This is a genomic window from Herbaspirillum sp. YR522 (assembly GCF_000282575.1).
GTDB lineage: Bacteria > Pseudomonadota > Gammaproteobacteria > Burkholderiales > Burkholderiaceae_D > Herbaspirillum.
Map to the genome: position 1 here is coordinate 18,479 of NZ_AKJA01000051.1, position 19,032 is coordinate 37,510.

Below are 19,032 nucleotides of genomic sequence, written 5' to 3' on the forward strand. Positions count from 1 at the left end.
TGGTAAGGAATTTCTCTGTTATTATCGCAGGTTTTCCGGATTCCAGCTTTGATTATGAATGCACTGGTGATCGACGCGTTCGAATTCTGCCGCCACAAGCAGCAGGCCCAAGGCCAGATTCCGGTTGCTGAATTAGGTCGTCTGGCGCAAGAGACGGTTGACCGCACCGGTGTGATTTCCTGGACCTTGTCCGGTGACATCGACAAGCTGGGGCATGCTCAACTTAGTCTGGCAGTGTCGGGAGTAGTCAATCTGATCTGTCAGCGTTGCCTGACGGCATTGCCCTTCGAGATTGATTCGAGGTCGCTGCTGGTATTGGCAAAAGATGAGGCGCAGGCCGACGCGATCGAGCAGCTGCTCGACGATGACCAGATCGATGTCATCGTTGGTACAGCCGCTTTCGACGCAGCCAACCTGGTCGAGGACGAGGCGTTGCTGGCTTTGCCGGTGGCGCCCAAGCATGCGGTCTGTCCTGACGGTGGTGTGGTGGCCGAGGCCACGGGTACTGAGCGGGCTTCCCCGTTTGCGGTACTGAAGAAATTGAAGCAGTAATGTTTCGGGGATGTCCGGCTGGTGCCGGGCAGCACACGTCGCTTGCAGAAAAACTGTGTTCGATGTGTTAAAATTTTCAATCTTAAGGTTTAGGAGTAATCATGGCCGTTCAACAGAACAAAAAGACCCCGTCCAAGCGTGGTATGCACCGCGCACACGACTTTCTGACTGCACCTCCGCTGGCTGTCGAGCCGACAACGGGTGAAACCCACCTGCGTCACCACATCAGCCCGAACGGTTTCTACCGTGGTCGCAAGGTGCTGAAGACCAAGAACGACGAGTAAGCTCATTCATTGAGCTTGCTGTTTTTCAAGAAAAGCGGCGCAATGAGCTTCTGTACAAGGAGGTTCATTTTGCGCCGCTTTTTTACGCCCGCACCATCTGCCGCTTGATCGCCGCAGCGCCTTTCGCCGCTGTGTCGACACTTGGCGCGACCTGCGCCAGCCATTTGCGCGACGTCATGTCGAGCGGCGCCGGAACTGCCTCATAATGTGGGCTGGCAAGGCTCTGAAACAAATAAATGACCATCAAAATATCCATCGACTGCATGGGCGGAGATCACGGCCCGTCAGTCACGCTGCCGGCCGCTGCCTCCTTCCTGCGCCAGGAACCCGACGCCGAGCTGATCCTGGTGGGCGCCGAAGCGGTGCTGCAGCCGTTGCTCAAGAAGTACCGCCTGGCCGATGAGCCGCGCGTGCGCATCCAGCACGCCTCCGAGGTGGTCACCATGGAAGATCCGATCGAAGTGGCCCTGCGTCGCAAGAAGGATTCGTCGATGCGCGTGGCCGTCACCCTGGTCAAGCAGGGCGACGCCCAGGCCGCCGTGTCGGCCGGCAATACCGGTGCGCTCATGGCCGTGTCGCGCTACGTGCTCAAGACCCTGCCGGGCGTGGACCGTCCGGCCATCTGCACCATTCTCCCCAATCAGAAGGACGGTCCGACCTACATGCTCGACCTGGGCGCCAATGTCGACTGCGAGCCACAGCATTTGCAACAATTTGCATTGATGGGTTCGGCGCTGGTGTCGGTGATGGAAGGCAAGCCACGGCCTACGGTCGGCCTGCTCAATATCGGCGAGGAAGACATCAAGGGCAACGAGGTGGTCAAGGAGACCGCCGCGCTGCTGCGGGCCGATCATGCCAAGGGAGTGCTCAACTTCTATGGCAATGTCGAGGGCAACGATATCTTCGAAGGCACTACCGACCTGGTGGTGTGCGATGGTTTCGTCGGCAACGTCACGCTCAAGGCATCCGAAGGACTGGGCCGCTTCGTCAAGATCGTGCTCACGACCGAGTTCAAGAAGGGCATCATCAACAAGCTCGGGGCGCTCATCGCCTATGGCGCCATCAAGGCGCTGTCGCGTCGCCTCAATCCTTCCCGGTACAATGGCGCCAGCCTGCTCGGTCTCAAGGGGCTGGTATTCAAGAGTCACGGCGGCGCCGACGTCTATGCCTTCGAGTGGGCCATCCGGCGCGCCTACGATGCGGCCAAATACGACGTGCTCTCGCGCATCGCCGCCAGCATGGCAGAATTGATGACCCAGGAGCCGGTGGAGGCGGTAATGGCCGATACGCTTGCCGCCGCGGCCCCGTTGCAATCATCGAACTAACAGAACAGAGACGCAATGACCATCTATAGCAAAATCGTCGGCACCGGCAGCTACCTGCCGGCAAAACGCGTGACCAACCACGAGTTGGCGGCGCAACTGGCGCAGCAGGGCATAGAGACCTCGGACGAGTGGATCGTCACCCGCAGCGGTATTTCGGCGCGCCACTACGCGGCAGCCGACGAGCGTTCCAGCGACCTTGCCCTGCAGGCGTCGCAGCGCGCGCTGGAAGCCGCCGAATTGCAGTCCAACGATATCGACCTGATCATCCTGGCCACCTCCACCCCCGATCACCTGGGTGGTTTTCCCAGCACCGCGTGCGTGCTGCAGAACAAGCTGGGCATCAAGAACGGCGCCCCAGCCATGGATGTGCAGGCGGTCTGCAGCGGCTTTGTCTATGCCATGTCGGTGGCCGACAGCTTCATCAAGTCCGGCGCCCACAAAAATGTGCTGGTGGTGGGGGCAGAGGTGTTCTCGCGCATCCTCGACTTCAAGGATCGCACCACCTGCGTGCTGTTCGGCGACGGCGCCGGTGCCGTGGTGATGAGCGCCTCCAGTGAGCCAGGCGTGCTATCGACCAAGTTGCATGCCGATGGCAGCCACGGACATATCCTTTGTGTGCCGGGCAATGTCGACGGCGGTGCCATCGCCGGTAGCGCCTATCTCTACATGGACGGCCCGGCGGTGTTCAAGCTGGCCGTGTCGGTGCTCGACAAGGTGGCGCGCGAGGCGCTCGATGCCGCCGGCGTTGCCGCCAGCGAAGTCGACTGGCTGATTCCGCACCAGGCCAATATCCGCATCATGCAGGGTACGGCCAAGAAACTGGGCCTGCCGCTCGAGCGCATGGTGGTGACCGTCGACGAGCACGGCAACACCTCGGCTGCTTCGATCCCGCTGGCGCTCGACCAGGCGGTGCGCGACGGGCGCGTCAAGCCCGGGCAGACGGTGATGATGGAAGGCGTCGGCGGCGGCTTCACCTGGGGCGCCGTGCTGGCCAGAATGTAATGCAGGCGCAGGCCGGCACGGTCGGCAAGCTGCCTTTTTCATCCAACTACACATCAAATCAAGCATGACAAAATTTGCTTTTGTTTTTCCGGGCCAGGGTTCGCAGGCCATTGGAATGCTCAACGGTTTTGCCGACAACGAAGTCGTGCGCCAGACCGTGGCCGAAGCGTCTGACGCATTGCAATTCGACCTCGCCGGCCTGATCGCCGAAGGTCCCAAGGAAGCGCTGGACCTGACGACCAATACCCAGCCGGTGATGCTCACGGCGGCAGTGGCGTTCTATCGCGCCTGGCTGGCAGCCGGCGGCGCGATCCCGGCGCTGGTGGCCGGTCACAGCCTGGGTGAATATTCGGCGCTGGTGGCCGCCGGCGTGATCTCGTTCAAGCACGCCGTGCCGCTGGTACGTTTTCGCGCCCAGGCCATGCAGGAAGCCGTGCCGGTGGGGCAGGGCGGCATGGCCGCCATCATCGGCTTGTCCGACGACGACGTGCGCGCGGCCTGTGCCGAGGCGGCGCAGGGCGAGGTGGTCGAGGCAGTCAACTACAACGCGCCCTCGCAGGTCGTGATCGCCGGCCACAAGGCTGCCGTCGAACGGGCCTGCGAAGCCGCCAAGGCGCGTGGTGCCAAGCGTGCCTTGCCGCTGCCGGTGTCGGCGCCGTTCCATTCGTCGCTGCTCAAGCCGGCATCGGATCGCCTGCAGGCCTATCTGGCCGGGATCGATTTCGCCTCGCCGCAGATCGCGGTGATCAATAACGTCGATGTGGCGCTGGTGAGCGATCCGGCTGCCATCAAGGACGCCCTGGTGCGCCAGGCGGCCAGTCCGGTGCGCTGGGTCGAGACGATCCAGAAATTCGGCGCCGAGGGAATTACCCATGTCATCGAATGCGGCCCCGGCAAGGTGCTCACCGGCCTGACCAAGCGCATCAATGGCGAACTGGTGGGTGAAGCCATCGTCGACCAGACCTCTTTGGATAAAGTATTGGAGTTGCTCAAATGAGTACGCAGAACCTGCAGGGACAAATCGCGCTGGTGACCGGTGCCTCGCGCGGCATCGGCCGTGCCATCGCTGTCGAGCTGGCCCGCCAGGGCGCCAAGGTGGTCGGCACCGCTACCAGCGAGGCGGGCGCCGCGGCGATCTCCGGATACCTGGCCGAAGTGGGCCCCGATGCCGGTCGCGGGCAGGTGCTCGATGTCAATGACGCCGCTTCCTGCGGTGCCATCGTGGAGCAGGTGCAGAAGGACTTCGGCGGCTTGTCGATCCTGGTCAACAATGCCGGTATCACGCAGGACCAGCTGGCCATGCGCATGAAGGACGAGGAATGGGATAGCGTCATCGCCACCAACCTGTCGGCCGTCGGTCGGCTTTCGCGTGCGGTGCTGCGCGGGATGATGAAGGCCAGGTATGGTCGCATCATCAGCATCACCTCGGTGGTGGGGGCGGCGGGCAATCCGGGGCAGATGAACTACGCGGCGGCCAAGGCCGGCGTGGCGGGCATGAGCCGCGCGCTGGCGCGCGAGATCGGCAGTCGCAACATCACCGTCAATTGTGTCGCGCCGGGCTTTATCGACACCGACATGACGCGCGGGCTCAACGAACAGCAGTCGGCTGCGATCCTGCAGCAGATCCCGCTGGGTCGCCTGGGCGCGGCCGAGGAAGTGGCGGCGGCCGTGGCCTTCCTGGCGTCGGGCCAGGCCGGTTACATCACCGGCAACGAACTGCACGTCAACGGCGGTATGTATATGGGCTGATGCCCCCGTTTAATGCCGGTTTTATCGCTTTTTGATCGAAGTTAAACCTGACTTGGCGCAATCTTGCCAAGAATAGTTAAAAGTAAATTTTCCCCGCGCAAACCTGCTAAAATGCGCGCACTTTTGTAACCTATCTATCCCCTGGAGGAACAATATGTCCGATATCGAACAACGCGTTAAGAAGATCGTCGCTGAACAACTGGGCGTCGCCGAAGCCGACATCAAGAACGAATCGTCGTTCGTTGACGACCTGGGTGCCGACTCCCTGGATACCGTCGAGCTGGTCATGGCACTGGAAGACGAATTCGAAATGGAAATCCCTGACGAGCAGGCAGAAAAGATCACCACCGTGCAACAGGCGATCGATTACGCCACGTCGCACGTCAAGGCCTGAAGCAGGCTTTGAATCTAAGTTTCAGGAGAATTGCTTGAGCCGCACTCGTGAACGTCGTGTAGTCATCACCGGTCTGGGGTGCATTTCGCCTGTCGGCAACAATATTGCCGATACGTGGAGTGCCATCAAGGAAGGCAAGTCCGGTATCGCCACCATCACCAAGTTCGACGCTACGCCATTCACCACGCATTTCGCTGGTGAGGTCAAGGGCTTCAATATCGAGGATTACATCCCCGCCAAGGAAGCCCGTCACATGGATACCTTCATCCACTACGGGATGGCAGCGGGTATCCAGGCCCTCAAGGATAGCGGATTGACCGACGACCAGAAGTTGCTGGTCGGCGAGGAGGATGCCGAGCGTATCGGTGTGATGATCGGTTCCGGTATCGGCGGCCTGCCGCTGATCGAAGAAACGCATGCAGAACTGACCAATCGCGGCCCGCGTCGCATCAGTCCGTTCTTCATTCCGGCCTCGATCATCAACATGATCTCGGGCAACCTGTCGATCAAGTTTGGCCTGAAGGGCCCCAACCTGGCCATCGTGACGGCCTGCACCACCGGTCTGCACTGCATCGGCGCTTCCGCCCGCATGATCATGTATGGCGATGCCGATGTGATGGTGGCCGGCGGTTCCGAGTCGAGCGTATCGCCGCTCGGTATCGGCGGCTTTGCATCGGCGCGTGCGCTGTCGACCCGCAACGACGATCCCGCCACCGCATCCCGTCCCTGGGACAAGGATCGTGACGGTTTCGTGCTGGGCGAGGGCGCCGGCGTGATGGTGCTCGAAGAGTACGAACATGCCAAGGCGCGTGGGGCCAAGATCTATGCAGAGTTGCTCGGCTTCGGCATGAGCGGCGATGCGTACCACATGACCGCTCCCAGCCAGGACGGTCCTCGTCGCTGCGTGCTCAATGCATTGCGCGACGCGGGTGTCAACGGCGATGAGGTGCAGTACCTCAATGCCCATGGCACATCGACGCCGCTGGGCGACAAGAACGAAACCGAGGCGATCAAGGCCGCCTTCGGCGACCATGCCTACAAGCTGGTGGTCAATTCGACCAAATCGATGACCGGTCACCTGTTGGGTGGCGCAGGCGGCCTCGAGACTGTCTTGTCGGTGCTGGCCGTTCATCACCAGGTTTCGCCACCGACGATGAACATCTTCAATCAGGACCCGGACTGCGATCTTGATTATTGTGCAAATCAGGCGCGCGACATGAAGATCGATGTTGCCGTAAAGAACTCTTTCGGGTTCGGCGGCACCAACGGTACCCTGGTCATCGGCAGGATTTGATGCGGTGCCCGGCTTCTGCAAGGAAGCCGGGTTTGTCGTTTTGATGGCCTCTTATGTCGATAGCAGTTTCCGCGGATATCAAGCCCTCCCGCCTGCTGTTTGTAATCATGGCTGGCGCCTGCTTGAGTGTTGCCCTCGTAGGCAGCCTTGCCTGTCTCCTGGTGCCGCTGCATCTCTCCTTTGCCATACGCAGCCTGTTGGGGCTGGCTTGCCTGTTGGCAGCCGCTGTCGCCCTGTTCCAGGTGTTGCGTTCGCGCAAGACAATCTGGCTGCATATCTCCGCCACCGGCCAGATCAGGGTGGTGGAGCACCTTGTCAGGGGTAATGCGCGCGCCAAGCCGCAGGTCGTCAAGGCGGGGGTGGCGAAGTTGCTTGCCGGCACTACCATCTGGCCCGGGATGTTGTTTTTGCGCTTGCGGCTCGAGAGCGGCAAGACCCGCACCATTCCGATCCTGGCCGATTCGGTGTCGGCGGATACATTTCGTGCACTCTCCGTCGCATGTCGCTGGCTGATCAGTCACAATACGGCAAAGACCCGCATGCTGGAAAAATAAAACCGCATGGCTTGAAAATTGCAAGGCCGCAATCATCTGGCTAGGGCAATCACCATAGAACAACAAGGCCATACAAGGAACCCGGTTTGACGACAGAACGCGAAATAGACCAGCAGCTCGTGGAGCGTGTCCAGCGCGGTGACAAGAAGGCGTTCGAGCTTTTGGTGGTCAAATATCAGCGCAAATTGATGCGACTGGTGTCGCGCCTGGTGCGCGACCAGGCCGAAGCCGAGGACGTGGTGCAGGAAGCCTTCATCAAGGCATACCGTGCATTGCCGCAATTTCGCGGTGATTCGGCCTTTTATACGTGGCTTTACCGCATTGGTATCAATACCGCAAAGAACTATCTCGTCACCTTGGGACGACGTGCCCCAACTTCTACCGAGGCAGATGCCGAAGAGGCGGAAACTTTTGAGGACGGGGACCACCTAAGGGACATCAACACTCCAGAGTCGATGCTGGCGACCAAGCAGATTGCGCAGACCGTCAACATCGCGATGGAAGCATTGCCAGAAGAATTACGTACTGCCATCACGTTGCGCGAGATCGAGGGGTTGAGCTACGACGAGATTGCAGATGCGATGAATTGTCCGATCGGTACCGTGCGCAGTCGTATTTTCCGTGCCCGGGAAGCAATTGCCGAGAAGTTGCGTCCGTTGCTAGATACCGCCGCGGACAAGCGCTGGTGATGTGTTGTCAGAAATAAAACAAAAATCGGGATATGGAACCAAAGTTTTTTGCCGGGTGACTGTTTATGGATACCAAAGTAATGACCAGCGAACGAATTTCAGCGCTTGCCGATGGCGAGCTGAGTTCTGACGAATTAACCATTGCGCTTGCTGCGCTGCGTGCCTCCGAAGACGAGCGCGATAACTGGGAGGTTTATCACCAGATCGGCGAGGTGCTGCGTTCGGACGACATGGACGTGGCGCTCAGCCCAGGCTTCAATGCCAGGATGAGCGCTTTGCTCGACGCCGAACCGACCATCGTCTCGCCGCAGGCGGTGCCGGAGGCTGCGGTGCCTGTTCCCCAGGCCACGCCTGCCAACGGGGATCACCGCGCCGCACCGTCGCGCCTGAGCCGGTTCTTCCTGCCCAGCGCGGCAGCAGCGGCGGCGGCCGTGGCAGCGGTGTTTGTCGCCATGCCGCAGCAGGCCATCGTCAGCGCCGATTCGGGCAAGCCAGCCGCGCAGGTAGCCGTGGTCAGCGTGCCTTCGGCTATCTCGACCGTGGCCAGCAGCACGGGGGGCAACGCAACGCCTCCCAATGCGGCCCAGGGCAGCGCATTGGCACAGCAGGGGGAAGTCAAGCGCGATCCGCGTATCGACGAATACCTGTTTGCCCACCAGCGTTTCTCGCAGCCGCTCAATTCGGCGCAGTACACGCGCTCGGCAGCATTTTCTGTTGACACCAACAAGTAAGATGCCGAGAGCGGGGCGATTGCTTGACGCAGTCGCGCCTGTCCGTTCCTCCGCACTGTCCGTCCTTGTCGACGGCAGTGCGGCGCTTCTAGCATCAGCAGAAGTTGTCGCCCGACCTGGTTCCAGCGTTGCGGCGTTTCTCCATTTGAAGGTCTATCATTGCTGCCTCGGCTTGCGACGGCATGCCGTGCGCCAGCGCGTTCGTGTGGCGCATCGATGCGGGTGTTGTTTTCGTCGTCTATCGGCCGCCTACGTGGCTGTCGCGGACCTCGATCTCGATACCGCGAGGGCCGCTTCCTGGGTAGTACGGTGATAGATTGTTTTTCCGGTTTCCCATCCGATCGAGTTGAAAACCAAGCAGAAGAAGAGAAAGATTCCATGATGCGACTGAACAAGACCCGTTTCACCCGTGCCTTGCTGGCAGCTTCCGTGTTTGCCGGCGTGCCGCTGGCGCAAGCCGCGCCAGCTGCTTCGCCCGCCGTGGTGGCACCCAGCGTGGCTGCCTTGCCCGATTTTGCCGATATCGTCGATCGTACCGGGCCGGGTGTGGTCAATATTCGTACCACCGAGCGCGTGCGTGGCAATGCGCAGGCGCAGGGCGGGATGGATGATCCCGAGATGCAGGAATTCTTCCGGCGCTTCTTCGGTATTCCGATCCCGCGCCAGCAGCAGCCCGGTACCCCCCGTGGCGGCAACGGCAAGCAGGGCCAGCAGGAAGAGGTTCCGCGTGGGGTGGGCTCCGGCTTCATCATCTCGGGCGACGGTTTCATCCTGACCAATGCCCATGTGGTCGAGGGGGCCAGCGAGGTCTACGTCACCTTGACCGACAAGCGTGAATTCAAGGCCCGCATCGTCGGTTCCGATACGCGTACCGATGTGGCCGTGTTGAAAATCGACGGCAGCAACCTGCCGCGACTGACCATGGGCGACTCCGACAAGATCCGCGCCGGCGAATGGGTGCTGGCGATCGGCTCGCCGTTTGGCCTGGAAAACACCGTGACCGCCGGCATCGTCTCGGCCAAGGCGCGCGATACCGGCGACTACCTGCCCTTGATCCAGACCGACGTTGCCGTCAATCCCGGCAATTCGGGCGGCCCGTTGATCAACCTCAAGGGCGAGGTGATCGGAATCAACTCGCAGATCTACAGCCGGTCCGGCGGCTTCATGGGCATCTCGTTCGCGGTACCCATCGATGAAGCGTTGCGTGTGGCCGACCAGCTCAAGGCCAGCGGTCGCGTCACGCGCGGACGTATTGGCGTACAGATCGGTGAAGTCACCAAGGACGTGGCCGAGTCGCTCGGCTTGGCGCGCGCCCAGGGTGCGTTGGTGCAGCGGGTCGAGCCGGGTGGGCCGGCGGAGAAGGGTGGACTGGAGGCCGGTGACATCATCCTCAAGTTCAATGGTACCGCCATCGAGCGCCCCAGTGACCTGCCGCGCATGGTCGGCGCGACCAAGCCGGGTGCCAAGGCGACGGTCAGCGTCTGGCGCAAGGGTAGTGCGCGCGATGTTTCGCTGACGGTGGTCGAGCTCGAGGCCGACAAGCCGGCCAAGCCGGCCGAAGAGAAGAAGGCCAAGCCCGACAATGCCCCCAACGCCCTTGGCCTGATCGTCAGCGACCTGTCAGACGCCCAGAAGAAGGAGCTCAAGACCGACAGCGGTGTCCTGGTCGAATCGGCAACCGGTGCGGCTGCGGCCGCCGGTATCCGTCCGGGTGACGTGGTGCAGCGCCTCAACGAGGTCGATATCGCCGACGCCAAGCAATTCAACCAGTTGGTGTCCAAGCTCGATAGCAAGAAGCGTGCGGCAGTGCTGGTGCGGCGCGGCGATTCGTCGCAGTTCGTGCCCTTGCGTCCGAACGGCGGCAATTAAGCCCTGGTATCAGGCTATCGAGGCCGCATGCCATGTGCATGCGGCCTCGTTTCATCTGCAGGAGGCAATATGCGACCGGCCCGTTTTGTCATCTATTCACGCAGCTATTGCCATCTATGCGATGACATGAGGGATGCGTTGCTGGCTCGCTTCGGATTGGCCCAGGACCAGGTCGAGATGGTCGACGTCGACGCCGACGCCGCGCTCGAGGCACAGTACGACGAGCTCGTTCCGGTATTGATGGGACGGGGCGTGGACGGCAGCATGAGCAGGCTGTGCCATCACTTTCTCGATCCGGCCGCGGTGCAGGGCTTCATGCAAGCGAACGGCTGAGGCGAAGTTTCGAGTGTCGTTGGCACAGGTGATGGTGGGGTCGACAATATTTCCTTTTGTCAATACTTGTCGATTGCCAGTGCAAGCAGGGCAGTATGCCTATGGGGAAAGTCGGATTCCGGGGCCGAATTCCGGTAGAATGCGGGGTCGAACAAGCTGTTGCAAAGGCGCTCGGCCGGGACTGCTCCCGCACCTGGGCGCCTTTTTTCATCGTTTCCCCGTCTGTTAATGAACAATATCCGTAATTTCTCGATCATCGCTCACATCGATCACGGCAAGTCCACGCTGGCCGATCGCATCATCCAGCTCTGTGGCGGCCTCTCCAACCGCGAAATGGAAGCGCAAGTGCTGGATTCGATGGACATCGAGCGCGAACGCGGCATCACCATCAAGGCCCAGACTGCCGCCCTGTCCTATAAGGCGCGCGATGGCCAGGTCTATAACCTCAACCTGATCGATACCCCGGGCCACGTCGACTTCAGCTACGAAGTCAGTCGCTCCTTGTCGGCCTGCGAGGGCGCGCTGCTGGTGGTCGATGCCTCCCAGGGCGTGGAGGCGCAAACGGTCGCCAACTGCTACACCGCGCTGGAGCTGGGGGTCGAGGTGGTACCGGTGCTCAACAAGATCGACCTGCCATCGGCCGACCCCGACAACGCCAAGAACGAGATCGAGGAAGTCATCGGCATCGACGCCTCCGACGCCACTCCCTGTTCGGCCAAGACCGGCCTGGGCGTGGAAGACGTGCTCGAAGCCATCGTGGCCAAGGTGCCCTCTCCCAAGGGCGACGTCGATGCACCGCTGCAGGCCCTGATCATCGATTCCTGGTTCGACAACTACGTCGGTGTGGTCATGCTGGTGCGTATCGTCAACGGCACCCTGCGCCCCAAGGACAAGATCCTGTTCATGGCCACCGGCGCGCAGCACCTGACCGAAAGCATCGGCGTGTTCACGCCCAAGTCGCAGTCGCGCGAAAGCCTCACCGCCGGCCAGGTCGGCTTTGTCATCGCCGGCATCAAGGAGCTCAAGTCGGCCAAGGTGGGTGACACCGTGACCCTGGTGGGCAAGCCGGCAGCGGCACCGCTGCCTGGTTTCAAGGAAGTCCAGCCGCAGGTGTTCGCCGGCCTGTTCCCGGTCGAGGCCAACCAGTACGATGCGCTGCGCGACTCGCTCGAGAAGCTCAAGCTCAACGATGCCGCGCTGATGTACGAGCCAGAGGTATCGCAGGCGCTGGGCTTCGGTTTCCGCTGCGGCTTCCTGGGCCTGCTGCACATGGAAATCGTGCAGGAGCGCCTGGAGCGCGAGTTCGACATGGACCTGATCACCACCGCGCCGACCGTGGTCTACGAGGTGCAGATGCGCGACGGCACGATGTTGATGGTGGACAACCCGTCGAAGATGCCCGAGGTGTCCAAGATCGAGGAGATCCGCGAGCCGATCGTCACGGTCAACCTCTACATGCCGCAAGAGTACGTGGGATCGGTCATCACCCTGTGCACGCAAAAGCGCGGGGTGCAGATGAACATGAGCTACCACGGCAGGCAGGTGCAGCTGACCTACGAAATGCCGATGGCCGAGATCGTGCTGGATTTCTTCGATCGCCTCAAGTCGACCTCGCGCGGCTATGCATCGATGGATTACGAGTTCAAGGAATACCGTGCCGCCGACGTGGTCAAGGTCGACATGCTGATCAACAGCGAAAAGGTCGATGCCCTGGCCATCATCGTGCACCGGGCTGCAGCGCAGTTCCGGGGGCGTGCGGTGGCGGCCAAGATGCGTGAGCTGATCCCGCGCCAGATGTTCGACGTGGCGATCCAGGCCGCCATTGGCGCCACCATCATCTCGCGCGAAAACGTCAAGGCGCTGCGCAAGAACGTGCTGGCCAAGTGCTATGGCGGCGACATCAGCCGCAAGCGCAAGCTGCTCGAGAAACAGAAGGCGGGCAAGAAGCGCATGAAGCAGGTCGGCTCGGTGGAAATCCCGCAAGAGGCTTTCCTGGCAATCTTACAAGTGGAAGATAAATAACATGCAGGCACTGTTGGGCAACTTCGCATTGATTCTGTTTGTATTGATGGTGGTCACCGGTATCGTCTGGTTCGCCGATGTATTCTTTCTTGCCAAGCAGCGCCGCGCCCGCGCCGACGCTGCGCTGGCAGAGTTCGATGCCCGCGCGGCGCGCCTGTCGGCCGATGGCGTACGCGCCGATGCCGCCACCGCCGGCGGTCGTGCCGAACTGCAGGCCCGCTTGCTCAAGCAACCGGCCTGGATCGAATACTCGGGCAGCTTCTTCCCGGTCATCGCCCTCGTGTTCTGCCTGCGTTCCTTCCTCTACGAACCATTCAAGATCCCGTCGGCGTCGATGGTGCCAACGCTGCTGGTGGGCGACCTGATCCTGGTGAACAAATTCACCTACGGTATCCGGCTGCCGATCATCAACAAGAAGATCATCGAGATGAACCAGCCGCAACGCGGCGATGTGATGGTGTTCAAGTATCCCAAGGACCTGACGGTCGACTACATCAAGCGGGTCGTCGGTGTGCCTGGTGATAAAATAGTCTATAAAAACAAGCGCTTAACGGTGAATGGTGAAGAAATTTCTTATAAACCGTTGCCGGATTATCTGGACGAGGAAAATCTGGCGTACTATAAGCAATGGCAGGAAAACCTGACCGGCGTGGAGCACAAGATCCTCACCGATGATCGTGCGCCAAATTTCGTGCCCAATCCCGATGCGTTCCCGCATCATGAGCTGTGCACCTACAACGCCGACGGTTTTGCCTGCACCGTACCGCCAGGCGAGTACTTCATGATGGGCGATAACCGCGACAACAGCCTGGACAGCCGCTATTGGGGCTTCGTCCCGGACCAGAACATCGTCGGCCGAGCCTTCTTCGTCTGGATGAACCTGGGTAACCTGAAGCGGATCGGCGCTTTCAAGTAACAAGCCGTATCCTGATCAAGCAGTTTCCATCGAGCATTTTTTGCAGTGGAGGCAAACGCCTGAAGGGACGTCTGGACTGGCCGGATCGCCATCGTACTGCGGCAACGCGGGACGGCGATGACCGGCCCGAATGACGGATGAACAAATGGATCCTCAACTCTTGCAACATCGGCTAGGCCACACCTTCAAGGATGCTTCATTGTTGCAGCAGGCCTTGACGCACCGTAGCCATAGCGCCTTGCATAATGAGCGGCTGGAGTTTCTTGGCGATTCGATCTTGAACTGTGTCGTGGCATCGCTGCTGTTCGACCGCTACGACAAGATCGACGAAGGTGACCTCTCACGCCTGCGCGCCAACCTGGTCAAGCAGCAATCCCTCTACGAAATCGCCCAGCGCCTGGAATTGTCCCAGTTCTTGCGACTGGGCGAGGGCGAGCTCAAGTCGGGCGGTTTTCGCCGCCCTTCGATCCTGGCCGATACGCTCGAGGCCCTGTTCGGCGCGATCTTCCTGGATTCCGGCTTCGAAGCGGCACGCGATGTGATCCAGGCGCTATATTTGCCGGTACTGGACCATGTCGATCCGCGTACCCTGGGCAAGGACGCCAAGACGCTGCTGCAGGAATTCCTGCAGGGCAAGAAGATCCCGCTGCCACAATACAACGTGATCGCCACCCACGGGGCGGCCCATAACCAGGAGTTCGAGATCGAATGCCTGGTACCCAAGCTCGATATCCAGGTGTTCGGCACCGGCGGCAGTCGACGCGCGGGCGAGCAGGCCGCGGCCAAGCTGGCGCTCGAAGCGGTCCAGCTGGCGCTGGTCAAGAGCCCGGCCACTACCCGCAAGCCGCGCGCCCGTACCGCCCAGCTGAAGCTGGCCGGTATCGCCACCATCCAGCCGGATGCGCCGGTCGAGCCGGACGAGGCGGTCGCCCGCGGCAATCGCCCCGAGGCCATCGAACGCGGCGCCGCTCGCACCCCCAAGAATGACCTGGTGGATAAGGCCGAGCGCGCCGAAAAAGCGGACAAGGCCGACAAGATGGACAAGGCCGAGAAACCCGAAAAGGCCGAAAAGATCGAAAAAGCCGAGGGCGACAAACCTGCCAAGCCCGCCAAGCAAGCCCATCCACCGGCCAAGCAGGAAGGCCGCCATGACCCCGTGGCGGCAGAACCCATCTCGGCAGCCGCGGCTGCCACGCAATCGAAGACAGCATGACTGATTCCCCCATGACCGGCACTGCGCCGGCGCCCGCGGCCGACGACTATCGTTGCGGCTATATCGCCATCATCGGCCGCCCCAACGTGGGCAAGTCGACCTTGATGAATGCCCTGGTGGGCGCCAAGGTCAGCATCACCTCGCGCAAGGCCCAGACCACGCGCCATCGTATTACCGGCATCCAGACACTCGACAATACCCAGTTCGTCTATATCGACACCCCGGGTTTCCAGACACGCCACAGCAACGCCCTCAACAAGACCCTCAACCGGACCGTCACCAGCACCTTGACGGCCGCTGACGTGATCCTGTTCGTGATCGAGGCTGGCACTTTCGGCCCGGCCGACCAGCTGGTGCTCGACCTGGTGCCGCCCTCGGTGCCGTGCATCCTGGTGCTCAACAAGTCCGATCGCAGCAAGGACAAGGCCGCGCTGATGCCGTTCGCCCAGGAAGTGGCGTCGCATCGCGACTTTACCGCCGTGGTGCCGGTGTCGGCCAAGCAGCGTTTCCAGCTGGACCGCCTGCAGGAAGAAATTCGCCGTCACCTGCCCAACAATCCGCCGATGTTCGACGAAGACGACATCACCGACCGCAGCGAGAAATTCCTCGCCTCCGAGATCGTGCGCGAGAAGGTGTTTCGCTACGTCGGCGAGGAATTGCCCTATACCAGTACCGTGGTGCTCGAGAAATTCGAGCAGGAAGGCAACCTGCGCCGCATCTTCGCCGCCATCCTGGTCGAACGCGACAACCACAAGGCCATGGTAATCGGCCAGAAGGGTGCGCGCCTGAAAGAAATCTCGACCCAGGCGCGGCTCGACATGGAGCGTTTGTTCGGCGGTCCGGTCTATCTCGAGATCTGGGTCAAGGTCAAATCGGGCTGGGCCGACAACGAAGCCGGCCTGCGCGCCTACGGCTACGAGTAAGCTCGCCCGCCGCCGGGCCCATCATCGTCGGTATTGCAGTTCAACGCATCCAGGACATCCATGACTACCGTGCTCTCCGAATCCCAACTGGTCGCGCCGGTGCAGGCAGAACAGGGAGTCGTCGCCCGTACCGGCACGCCCACCCGCAAGCCGCGTGCGGCCGGCGGCCCCGCACGCGGGCGCAGCAGCCCACTCGAGAAAGAACACAAGGTGCAGGCGCAGCCTGGCTTTGTGCTGCACAGCTACCCCTACAAGGAAACCAGCCTGATCATCGACGTGCTTACGCGCGACCATGGTCGGGTCGCGCTGGTGGCCAAGGGCGCCAAGCGCCCGCATTCCAAGTTGCGGGGTGCCTTGCAGACCTTCCAGCCGCTCTCGCTGTCGTGGAGCGGCAAGTCCGAGATGCGCACGTTGACCGAGGCCGAATGGGTGGGCGGCTTGTTGCCGCTGGAAAAATCGGCGCTGCTGTGCGGTTTCTACCTCAACGAATTGCTGGTCAAGCTGCTGGCGCGCGAGGATGCGCATCCGGCGCTGTTCGACCACTACGTGGCCACGCTCAACAAGCTGGCTCATGGCGAGAACGCACCCATCGTGCTGCGCCAGTTCGAACGCGCCCTGCTGCGCCAGACCGGGGTGGCCGGCAACTGGGGCCACTGCACGCTCAGCAATCGGCCGGTGCAGCCTGGCGCTACCTATGTGGTCGACCCGGAACACGGCACCCGTCCCGAGCGGTTGTCCGACCGTGCGCCGAAGGTCTCGGGCAAGACGCTGCTGGATATGGAGCGGGAAGACTACAGCGATCCCACCACGCAGTTGCAGAGCAAGTTCCTGATGCGTTACCTGCTGGCGCACCACCTGGGAAATGCCCAGCTCAACACGCGTCAGATCCTGATCGACCTGATGCAGCTGTGAACCCGCTTTCGATGTGGCGCCGGCGATCTTGCCTGGTCGCGCCACGCGCGCATTTCACCCACTGAACCGACATACCATGAGTTACCTGCAGCCCGCCGGCCCGACCATTGAACTGGGCATCAACATCGATCACGTGGCTACCTTGCGCAACGCGCGCGGCACCGCCTATCCGGACCCGATCAGGGCCGCGCTGGAGGCCGAGCAGGCCGGCGCCGACGCCATTACGCTGCACCTGCGCGAAGACCGGCGCCACATTCGCGATGCCGACGTGCGGGCGATTCGTCCGCTGCTCACTACGCGGATGAACCTGGAAGCGGCCGTGACCAGCGAAATGCTCGACTTCGCCTGCGTCATCGCACCACAGGATGTCTGCCTGGTGCCCGAAAAGCGCACCGAGATCACTACCGAAGGCGGGCTCGATGTGGTTGGGCATTTCACTCAGGTGCAGGCCGCCGTGCGTCAATTGCAGCAACAGGGCATCCGCGTCTCGCTGTTCATCGATGCCGAACCCGACCAGATCCGAGCCGCCGCCGAGGCGGGCGCGCCGGTCATCGAGTTGCATACCGGGCGTTATGCCGATGCCCACGACCAGAGCGAGCAGGCGCTCGAACTCGAACGCATCCGCAGCGGCGTGCTGCAAGGCGTGCGCCACGGGCTCAAGGTCAATGCAGGGCATGGCTTGCACTACACCAATGTGCAGGCCATCGCGGCCATCGAGGACATCGCCGAACTCAATATCGGTCACGCCGTCGTGGCGCAGTCGGTATTTGCCGGCTGGCGCAACGCGGTGGCCGACATGAAGGCCATCATGGTCAAGGCGCGCATCGATGCCATCGGCCGCTCTGCCCGGAACGAAAAATGATCTACGGCATCGGCACCGACATCCTCCAGATCTCGCGCGTGCAGGCGGCGTTGCAGCGGCATGGCGACCGTTTCGCCGAGCGCATCCTGGGGCCGGAAGAGCTGCAGAAGTACCTGCGCCGCAAGGCCAAGGTCGAAGCGCGCGGCATACGCTTCCTGGCGACCCGCTTTGCCGCCAAGGAAGCCTTTTCGAAGGCCATCGGCATGGGCATGCGCATGCCCATGACCTGGCGCTCCATGCAGGTGCTCAACGCGCCCAGCGGCAAGCCGGTGGCGCAGTGCAGCGGGGCCTTGCAGGAGTGGATGACGCACCAGGGGCTCACGGCCCAGGTCAGCATCACCGATGAGGCCGAATACGCCGTGGCCTTCGTCATCGTGGAGAAATCATGAACCCGCTCGGCCCCGTCATGCTCGATGTGGTCGGCACCACGCTCGACCAGGCAGACACGGCGCGCATTGCCCACCGCCTGACCGGCGGCGTGATCCTGTTCGCCCGCAATTTCCAGGACCGCGCGCAACTGTTGGCGTTGACCTCGGCCATTCGCGCCGTGCGTGCCGATGTGATCATTGCGGTCGATCACGAAGGCGGCCGTGTGCAGCGTTTCCGTACCGATGGCTTCACGCGCCTGCCGGCCATGGGGCGCCTGGGCCAGCTGTGGGATAGCGATGTCCTGCAGGCCACCCGCATGGCGACGGCCACCGGCTATGTGCTGGCGGCCGAATTGCGCGCCTGCGGCGTGGACCTGTCGTTCACGCCAGTGCTCGATCTCGACTATGGCGAATCGACCGTGATCGGCGACCGCGCCTTCCACCGCGATCCGCGGGTGGTCACCTTGCTGGCCAAGAGCCTCAACCATGGCCTGGCATTGGCGGGCATGGCCAACTGCGGCAAGCATTTTCCCGGGCATGGTTTCGTTGCCGCCGATTCGCACGTCGCCATTCCGGTCGACGAGCGTGAGCTGGAGCAGATCCTGGGCCAAGACGCCACCCCCTACGACTGGCTCGGCATGAGCCTGGCCGCGGTGATGCCGGCGCACGTGATCTACCCGAAGGTCGATGCGCAACCGGCCGGCTTCTCGCGCAAGTGGCTGTCGATGTTGCGCCAGCGCTTTGCGTTCCAGGGCGTCATCTTCAGCGACGACCTCAGCATGCACGGCGCCAGCGTCGCCGGTGGCGCGCTCGACGCCGCGCGCGCCGCGCTTGATGCCGGCTGCGACGTGGCGCTGATCTGCAATTCGCCGCACAAGGCCGACCAGATCCTGGCCGGGCTCGACGACGCCATCGACGCTGCCTCGGCCGCGCGCCTGGCCGCACTCAAGCCGGGCGCCGCCGCCCTCGACTGGGACGCGCTGCAGCGCGAGCCGCGTTACCAGGCCGCGCGCGCATTGGTGTCGTCGCTCTAGGCCGTC

22 protein-coding genes are annotated in these 19,032 nt (G+C 62.0%); 21 read left to right on the forward strand and 1 reads right to left on the reverse strand.

Going from position 1 to position 19,032, the window contains the following annotated elements; genetic code table 11:
* The first annotated feature begins 54 nt into the window (after positions 1 to 54).
* On the forward strand, positions 55 to 552 hold the full coding sequence (locus tag PMI40_RS08835) for a DUF177 domain-containing protein (protein WP_008114279.1): 498 nt from the start codon (positions 55 to 57) through the stop codon (positions 550 to 552).
* Between the two features lie 101 nt (positions 553 to 653).
* Positions 654 to 836 (forward strand): 50S ribosomal protein L32, encoded by a 183-nt coding sequence (gene rpmF, locus PMI40_RS08840; protein WP_006463510.1) that lies wholly within the window; start codon positions 654 to 656, stop codon positions 834 to 836.
* 82 nt (positions 837 to 918) lie between these two features.
* Here rpmF and PMI40_RS23790 read toward each other — a convergent pair whose 3' ends face one another.
* A complete protein-coding gene (locus PMI40_RS23790; RefSeq protein WP_157221481.1) occupies positions 919 to 1,080 on the reverse strand; it encodes a hypothetical protein in 162 nt (53 codons plus the stop codon).
* Between PMI40_RS23790 and plsX the strand changes: the two genes are divergently transcribed.
* The 19 genes from plsX to nagZ all read left to right on the forward strand — a co-directional run bounded on the left by plsX (position 1,073) and on the right by nagZ (position 19,026).
* Entirely contained in the window at positions 1,073 to 2,161 is a 1,089-nt protein-coding gene (plsX, locus tag PMI40_RS08845; RefSeq protein WP_040501842.1) for a phosphate acyltransferase PlsX, read from the forward strand. The two genes, PMI40_RS23790 and plsX, sit on opposite strands and share 8 nt — an antisense overlap.
* A gap of 15 nt (positions 2,162 to 2,176) precedes the next feature.
* On the forward strand, positions 2,177 to 3,163 hold the full coding sequence (locus tag PMI40_RS08850; protein ID WP_008114281.1) for a beta-ketoacyl-ACP synthase III: 987 nt from the start codon (positions 2,177 to 2,179) through the stop codon (positions 3,161 to 3,163).
* 64 nt (positions 3,164 to 3,227) lie between these two features.
* A complete protein-coding gene (gene fabD / locus PMI40_RS08855) occupies positions 3,228 to 4,160 on the forward strand; it encodes an ACP S-malonyltransferase (RefSeq protein WP_008114282.1) in 933 nt (310 codons plus the stop codon).
* On the forward strand, positions 4,157 to 4,912 hold the full coding sequence (gene fabG / locus PMI40_RS08860; protein WP_008114283.1) for a 3-oxoacyl-ACP reductase FabG: 756 nt from the start codon (positions 4,157 to 4,159) through the stop codon (positions 4,910 to 4,912). Before fabD ends, fabG begins: the two co-directional genes overlap by 4 nt.
* Before the next feature lie 154 nt (positions 4,913 to 5,066).
* Positions 5,067 to 5,306: an acyl carrier protein gene (gene acpP / locus PMI40_RS08865; protein ID WP_008114284.1), complete on the forward strand. Its 240-nt coding sequence runs from the start codon at positions 5,067 to 5,069 to the stop codon at positions 5,304 to 5,306.
* A 34-nt stretch (positions 5,307 to 5,340) separates the two neighbouring features.
* Entirely contained in the window at positions 5,341 to 6,600 is a 1,260-nt protein-coding gene (gene fabF / locus PMI40_RS08870; RefSeq protein WP_008114286.1) for a beta-ketoacyl-ACP synthase II, read from the forward strand.
* A 53-nt stretch (positions 6,601 to 6,653) separates the two neighbouring features.
* Positions 6,654 to 7,154, forward strand: a complete 501-nt coding sequence (locus PMI40_RS08875) for a protein YgfX (RefSeq protein ID WP_008114287.1) — start codon at positions 6,654 to 6,656, stop codon at positions 7,152 to 7,154.
* 86 nt (positions 7,155 to 7,240) lie between these two features.
* Entirely contained in the window at positions 7,241 to 7,843 is a 603-nt protein-coding gene (rpoE, locus tag PMI40_RS08880) for an RNA polymerase sigma factor RpoE (protein WP_008114289.1), read from the forward strand.
* Between the two features lie 80 nt (positions 7,844 to 7,923).
* On the forward strand, positions 7,924 to 8,574 hold the full coding sequence (locus tag PMI40_RS08885) for a sigma-E factor negative regulatory protein (protein ID WP_008114291.1): 651 nt from the start codon (positions 7,924 to 7,926) through the stop codon (positions 8,572 to 8,574).
* A gap of 378 nt (positions 8,575 to 8,952) precedes the next feature.
* On the forward strand, positions 8,953 to 10,443 hold the full coding sequence (locus PMI40_RS08890) for a DegQ family serine endoprotease (protein ID WP_008114293.1): 1,491 nt from the start codon (positions 8,953 to 8,955) through the stop codon (positions 10,441 to 10,443).
* A 69-nt stretch (positions 10,444 to 10,512) separates the two neighbouring features.
* The gene (locus PMI40_RS08895; protein WP_008114295.1) at positions 10,513 to 10,776 is read left to right on the forward strand and encodes a glutaredoxin family protein; all 264 of its coding nucleotides are present in this window, start codon (positions 10,513 to 10,515) and stop codon (positions 10,774 to 10,776) included.
* 228 nt (positions 10,777 to 11,004) lie between these two features.
* Positions 11,005 to 12,798: a translation elongation factor 4 gene (lepA, locus tag PMI40_RS08900; RefSeq protein ID WP_008114298.1), complete on the forward strand. Its 1,794-nt coding sequence runs from the start codon at positions 11,005 to 11,007 to the stop codon at positions 12,796 to 12,798.
* A 1-nt stretch (position 12,799) separates the two neighbouring features.
* Positions 12,800 to 13,714 carry a signal peptidase I gene (gene lepB / locus PMI40_RS08905; RefSeq protein ID WP_008114299.1) on the forward strand — a complete coding sequence of 305 codons (915 nt, stop codon included), beginning with the start codon at positions 12,800 to 12,802 and terminating at the stop codon, positions 13,712 to 13,714.
* Between the two features lie 145 nt (positions 13,715 to 13,859).
* A complete protein-coding gene (rnc, locus tag PMI40_RS08910) occupies positions 13,860 to 14,927 on the forward strand; it encodes a ribonuclease III (protein WP_040501849.1) in 1,068 nt (355 codons plus the stop codon).
* Positions 14,924 to 15,850: a GTPase Era gene (era, locus tag PMI40_RS08915; RefSeq protein WP_008114304.1), complete on the forward strand. Its 927-nt coding sequence runs from the start codon at positions 14,924 to 14,926 to the stop codon at positions 15,848 to 15,850. Before rnc ends, era begins: the two co-directional genes overlap by 4 nt.
* 60 nt (positions 15,851 to 15,910) lie before the next feature.
* Positions 15,911 to 16,762, forward strand: coding sequence for a DNA repair protein RecO (recO, locus tag PMI40_RS08920; protein ID WP_008114305.1), 852 nt, complete (start codon positions 15,911 to 15,913; stop codon positions 16,760 to 16,762).
* Between the two features lie 76 nt (positions 16,763 to 16,838).
* Entirely contained in the window at positions 16,839 to 17,624 is a 786-nt protein-coding gene (pdxJ, locus tag PMI40_RS08925) for a pyridoxine 5'-phosphate synthase (protein WP_008114306.1), read from the forward strand.
* Entirely contained in the window at positions 17,621 to 18,013 is a 393-nt protein-coding gene (acpS, locus tag PMI40_RS08930) for a holo-ACP synthase (protein WP_008114307.1), read from the forward strand. Before pdxJ ends, acpS begins: the two co-directional genes overlap by 4 nt.
* Positions 18,010 to 19,026 (forward strand): beta-N-acetylhexosaminidase, encoded by a 1,017-nt coding sequence (gene nagZ / locus PMI40_RS08935; protein WP_008114308.1) that lies wholly within the window; start codon positions 18,010 to 18,012, stop codon positions 19,024 to 19,026. Before acpS ends, nagZ begins: the two co-directional genes overlap by 4 nt.
* The last annotated feature ends 6 nt before the right edge of the window (positions 19,027 to 19,032 follow it).